The organism is uncultured Clostridium sp., assembly GCF_947036855.1.
In the GTDB taxonomy this organism is placed as follows: domain Bacteria; phylum Bacillota; class Clostridia; order Clostridiales; family Clostridiaceae; genus Sarcina.
Genome location: NZ_CAMQRY010000156.1, coordinates 1 through 5,037, shown reverse-complemented (window position 1 = coordinate 5,037; position 5,037 = coordinate 1). Strand labels below are relative to the sequence as shown.

The 5,037-nt window shown below is 27.6% G+C and carries 6 protein-coding genes and 1 tRNA gene; 1 reads left to right on the top strand and 6 read right to left on the bottom strand.

The features are described from left to right. From Q0V15_RS11790 to Q0V15_RS11765, 6 genes are all read right to left on the bottom strand, one after another. The coding region (locus Q0V15_RS11790; RefSeq protein WP_297439247.1) for a GTP-binding protein at positions 1 to 820 on the bottom strand (820 nt) is incomplete at its 3' end. Between the two features lie 133 nt (positions 821 to 953). Then, positions 954 to 1,394, bottom strand: coding sequence for a hypothetical protein (locus Q0V15_RS11785; RefSeq protein ID WP_297439245.1), 441 nt, complete (start codon positions 1,392 to 1,394; stop codon positions 954 to 956). 16 nt (positions 1,395 to 1,410) lie between these two features. After that, a complete protein-coding gene (locus Q0V15_RS11780; RefSeq protein WP_297439243.1) occupies positions 1,411 to 1,866 on the bottom strand; it encodes a GNAT family N-acetyltransferase in 456 nt (151 codons plus the stop codon). An 81-nt stretch (positions 1,867 to 1,947) separates the two neighbouring features. Further along, positions 1,948 to 2,409: a nucleoside deaminase gene (locus Q0V15_RS11775; protein ID WP_297439241.1), complete on the bottom strand. Its 462-nt coding sequence runs from the start codon at positions 2,407 to 2,409 to the stop codon at positions 1,948 to 1,950. Continuing rightward, entirely contained in the window at positions 2,409 to 3,689 is a 1,281-nt protein-coding gene (locus tag Q0V15_RS11770) for a hemolysin family protein (RefSeq protein ID WP_297439249.1), read from the bottom strand. The genes Q0V15_RS11775 and Q0V15_RS11770 overlap by 1 nt, the downstream gene beginning before the upstream one ends. Before the next feature lie 241 nt (positions 3,690 to 3,930). Continuing rightward, positions 3,931 to 4,002, bottom strand: a tRNA-Arg gene (locus Q0V15_RS11765). A gap of 225 nt (positions 4,003 to 4,227) precedes the next feature. On the opposite strand from Q0V15_RS11765, the gene Q0V15_RS11760 reads away from it, so the two are divergent. Further along, the coding region (locus Q0V15_RS11760) for a phosphatidylserine decarboxylase (protein WP_297439239.1) at positions 4,228 to 5,037 on the top strand (810 nt) is incomplete at its 3' end.

The window sequence follows — 5,037 nt, the reverse complement described above, 5'->3', positions numbered from 1 at the left end:
ACTGAACCCACTTACCAGTTTTAGTAGGTAAAATTCCTTTTGCTCTTAATATTTTCCCATAGGTATTCTCTTTAGAAAGTTTAGACAACAAATTTTTCAAATCTATTTCATCAAAAAGCTTTGAAGTTTCTGTACCCCAGTTCTCAAAAGTATCATTTGCATTATGAACTATTCTAACTGTTCCACACTTAACCATTGTACTTTTCTTAAATGCAGCCTTTATTTTCTCTCTTGGAACCTCACCAACTTCTATAATCCTTTTTGCTGAAATATCCTTCAAATCAGTAGTTATAATATTTGCAGTTTTATTTATCTTTCTTATCTCCTCACAAATATTTGAAATTTCTAAATCTGAAATACTAGAAACCCTACTAAGTAACACTACATTTGCATTAACTATTTGATTTTTATAAAACTCCCCAAAATTATTTAAATAATTAGAAAAATTATTAACATCAACAACTGTCGTAATCATATTTATCTTTGCATTACTGACTTTAGCTTCTTTAACAGATGAAATTATCTCAGATAACTTAGCAACTCCAGTTGGCTCAACTATAATTCTATCTGGATTATACTTTGATACAATTTCAGAAATACTATCCTTAAAATCACCTTTTATATTGCAACAAATACAACCTGATGTTATCTCTGTAACCTCAACTTTATCTCCCCTTAAAAGATTTCCATCAATAGCAACCTCACCATACTCATTTTCAATAATTGCTATTTTCTCTTTATATAATTCTTCATCTAGAAGTTTTTTTATAAGCGTTGTTTTTCCTGAACCAAGAAATCCAGATATAATATCTATTTTCATTCCATCTCTCCTTTTCTATAGATTTTCACCTTATGAGTATATTCAAAAAAAAATATTTTTATGACTTTATAAATTATCACTCGCCTATATACAAAAAAAGTAGCAAGACTATTCTCAAGCCTTGCTACTTTTTTTATATATTCAATCTTATTATATTTTTATATTTTCTATCTATTTTCTTTAAATCTTCTGATAACCTAACAGTTGCTTTACTATTATCCTTATATAAATATTCTAAAATTTCTAAAATACTATTCTTCATCCAAATATCTGTAAACTCTTTATCAATTTCAAGATTTCTAGTATTTCCATTATAAATATATCCATCATCTTTCTTAATCATTTGATCAAATTCTGTTATTAGGTTATAAATAACCCTGTCCCCTATTTCTTTATCTTTATTTAAAGTCTTAATATAATAAAAATTCCAAAGATATAAAACCCCTTCTTCTATATCAACACTCTTAACCTTTTTCCCTGATAAAACTCTAAAACAATTTTTCATTTCACTCAAAACTGTAACCTTATTATCTAAAAACACTTGCTTTAACTCTTCCAAATTTATAGCTTCCATAATTAAAATCCCCCTTTTAATTTTTAGCTAAAAGATTTAACTCCACATATGACTTTCTAAATCCAACAACATCTTCATCAAATCCAACTTTCTCATAAAAAATATGCGAAAATTTTCTAAAGCCAGATGAAACTACAATTGCATATAAACAATCTTTAGATATAGCAAATTTATCAATTTCTTCTACAAGAGTTTTTCCTATCCCTTTACCTCTAAGATTTGGATTCACTATAACATCCTCTACTACTAAAAAAGGTTTTCCATCTAGAGCTAAAGACTTACATACAACACCCATTAAAGTCCCTATAATTTCATCATTTTCTTTTGCTACCAATATGCATTGATTTTCATCTTTTAATATTTCATTATACTTATTACATGCAATATCTAAATCAGTTTCCCTATTAACTAACTCTTTATAAAGTTTAATAAGCTTTGGAATATCTTCAATTTTTAATCTTTCAATTATCATATATACCCCCTCAAACTTTTAATAATTTATTTTATTATATCACCTTTGGTAATTTTTGTATTTATAAAAAAAGAGCACCTATTATCTAGGCACTCTCTTCTTTCGTTCATCTCTTCTCTTTTCAAAAAAATCTTTTAGTATATCACTACACCGCTCATCATAACACCACTCAATATCAAAAAATGTATTAAGTCTATTACTTTGCGCAAGATTTATTATTGATCCACAAGCTCCAGCTGTTGGGTCAAAAGTTCCTATATATACTTTCTCAATCCTTGCTTGAGTAATTGCACTAGCACACATAGGACACGGCTCTAATGTAACATACATTTCTACTTTACTGAGCCTCCAATTTTCAAGCCTTTCACTTGCTTCTCTTATTGCTAAAATTTCAGCATGAGCTGTTACATCATTTAAAGTTTCCTTAAGATTATGTGCTTTCGCAATAATCTTCCCCTCATAAACAATAACTGCTCCTACTGGTACCTCACCAATTTTTCTTCCATTTTCTGCTTCATTTAAAGCTATATCCATAAAATTCATTATCTTTCTTCTGTTTCTATAATCGGTTCTTCATGATCAACAATAATTTTAACTTTTTTAATTCTCTTCCTATCAATTTCTTCAATAGTAAATTTTAAATTTTCATATTCTATTTGCTCACCAAGTTCTGGAATTCTATCAAGTATTCCTATTACAAATCCACCAATAGAATCAAATTCATCTGATTCAACTTTAATTCCTGCTACTTCACTCAAGTCATCAAGTCTAGTACTACCATCAACCTGATACTCATTTTTACTAATTTCAACAATAAGCTCTTCATGCTCATCATATTCATCTTCAATTTCACCAACAATTTCCTCGATTAAATCTTCAATTGTAACAATTCCAACAGTTCCACCATACTCATCTAAAACAACTGACATATGATTTCTTGTTTTCTTCATTTCATTAAACAAATCAGTTATTTTTTTGAACTCAAATGTATAATGAGGTTTTCTCATAAGAGATTTTATATCGAAATTCTTTTTATCTTCATCTGATAAAAGAATTAAATCTTTAGTATTTAATATCCCAACTATATCATCTATATTTTCATCATATATTGGTATTCTAGAAAAACGATATTTCTTTATTCCCTCTAGAAGTTCCTGATAAGTAGTTTCTAAATTTTCAGCTGTAATATCAACTCTTTGAACCATAATATCTTTAACTTGCGAATCACCAAATTCAAAAACATTAAATATCATTTCTTTTTCTTCTTCTTCAATAACTCCTTCTTCACCACCAACATCAACAAGAGTTCTAAGCTCTTCTTCTGTTATAAATGGTTGTGCCTTATCAGGGTCTCCCCCAAGAATTTTTATAAAGAATGAAGAAATTTTAGTGAAAAACCACACAAATGGCTTAAACACAAATACAATGAATGCTATTGGTTTTGAAACCTTAATACTTACCATCTCTGCATTTTGCTGTGCAAGAGATTTTGGAGTAATTTCTCCAAAAATCAAAATAAGTATTGTCATAATACCTGTTGCTATTGCAACTCCTGTATCTTGATATTTAGTATCATGTACTAAACTAGCTGCTAAAACAGTAGCTAGTGATGAAGCTCCTATATTAACAATATTATTTCCTATTAAAATAGCTCCTAAAAGCTCCTTTGGAGATTCTATCAACTTTTCAACAAGTTTAGCCCCTTTAACGTTTGCTTCAACCATATGTCTAATTTTAATTTTATTAACAGACGTTAATGCTGTCTCTGATGATGAAAAAAATCCTGATAAAGCTATCAAAATTATAAGAACTACTAACTGCATACCCACGGACGGATCCAAAAATACCACACTCCTATTTATTTAAAAATTTTTATACTATATTATAACATATTACTATATATTTTCTTTTTATATTGTTAAAATAAAATGAATTCACAGTACATCATAGTATTTCATATTTTATCTTTCTACAAAGTCTCTAAAAATATCAATATATAATAGTATTCTCTATAAATTCTTTATAAATTAATAAAAGCCCCATATAAAATGAAGCTTTTTTGAGTACCCCTAATAGGAATCGAACCTATGTTTATCCCTTAGGAGGGGATTGTTCTATCCACTAAACTATAGAGGCATAATTTATTTATAACTTAATTCTATATTTAATAGCATCTTCTGTCAATAAATAGTAATTAAGTTTTACACTTTGCAATATACTTTAAGTATTTTAAAATTCAAAACTTAAAAATAATTTCAATTTATCACGTCTTAATATAATCCAGATTTTCGAAAAAAAGTTGTTTGAATCTATGTTTTAAGATATTATAATAATTGTTTACTTTTAATAAGGAGATACTAAATGATTAAAATATATAATAGAGAAACTAAGCAATATGAAACTGAGCAAGTAGCTGGTCTTAATTATATTAATTGGTCTTACAGCTCACCTGTTGGTAAAAGTTTTGTAGAACTATTCATAAAGAAAAAAATGTTCTCTAGACTTTATGGAATGTATTGTAGTAGTAAGCTCAGCAAAAAAAAAATATCAAAATTTATTGATAAATTTGATATAGATACAGAATATCTTGAAAAAGACGTATCTGAATTTAAAAATTTCAATGAATTTTTCGCAAGAAGATTACTTGATGAAGCTAGACCTGTAACAAAAAATTTGAATAAGTTGGTTTCACCAGGTGATGGAAGACTTTTTGCTTATGAAAATATAAATATGAATAATATTGTTCAGGTAAAAGGTTTTACTTACTCACTAAGAGAGCTTATAAGTAATGACCTTATAGCTAATGAATATGAAAATGGAACTTGTCTTATATTAAGACTTTGTCCAACAGACTATCATAGATTTCACTTTGTAGATAATGGAACTTGTGGCATAAGTCAAAAAATTAAAGGTTCTTACTACTCTGTTAACCCAATTGCTTTAGAAAAAGTTCCAAACTTATTTTGTAAAAACAAAAGAGAATGGTCAATTTTTAAATCTGAAAATTTTGGGAATATAATAACTATGGAAGTTGGAGCAACTTGTGTTGGAACTATAATACAAAGTTACACAGCAAATAAACCTGTATTTAAAGGACAAGAAAAAGGATTCTTCAAATTTGGAGGTTCTACAACTATCTTATTCTTTAAAAAAGACAGTATTAAAATTGAT

Excerpts from the sequence above, each read along its gene's own strand:
- Q0V15_RS11785 (WP_297439245.1), bottom strand. The coding sequence starts at position 1,394 with ATGGAAGCTATAAATTTGGAAGAGTTAAAGCAAGTGTTTTTAGATAAT.
- Q0V15_RS11780 (WP_297439243.1), bottom strand. The coding sequence starts at position 1,866 with ATGATAATTGAAAGATTAAAAATTGAAGATATTCCAAAGCTTATTAAA.
- Q0V15_RS11775 (WP_297439241.1), bottom strand. The coding sequence starts at position 2,409 with ATGAATTTTATGGATATAGCTTTAAATGAAGCAGAAAATGGAAGAAAA.
- Q0V15_RS11770 (WP_297439249.1), bottom strand. The coding sequence starts at position 3,689 with ATGCAGTTAGTAGTTCTTATAATTTTGATAGCTTTATCAGGATTTTTT.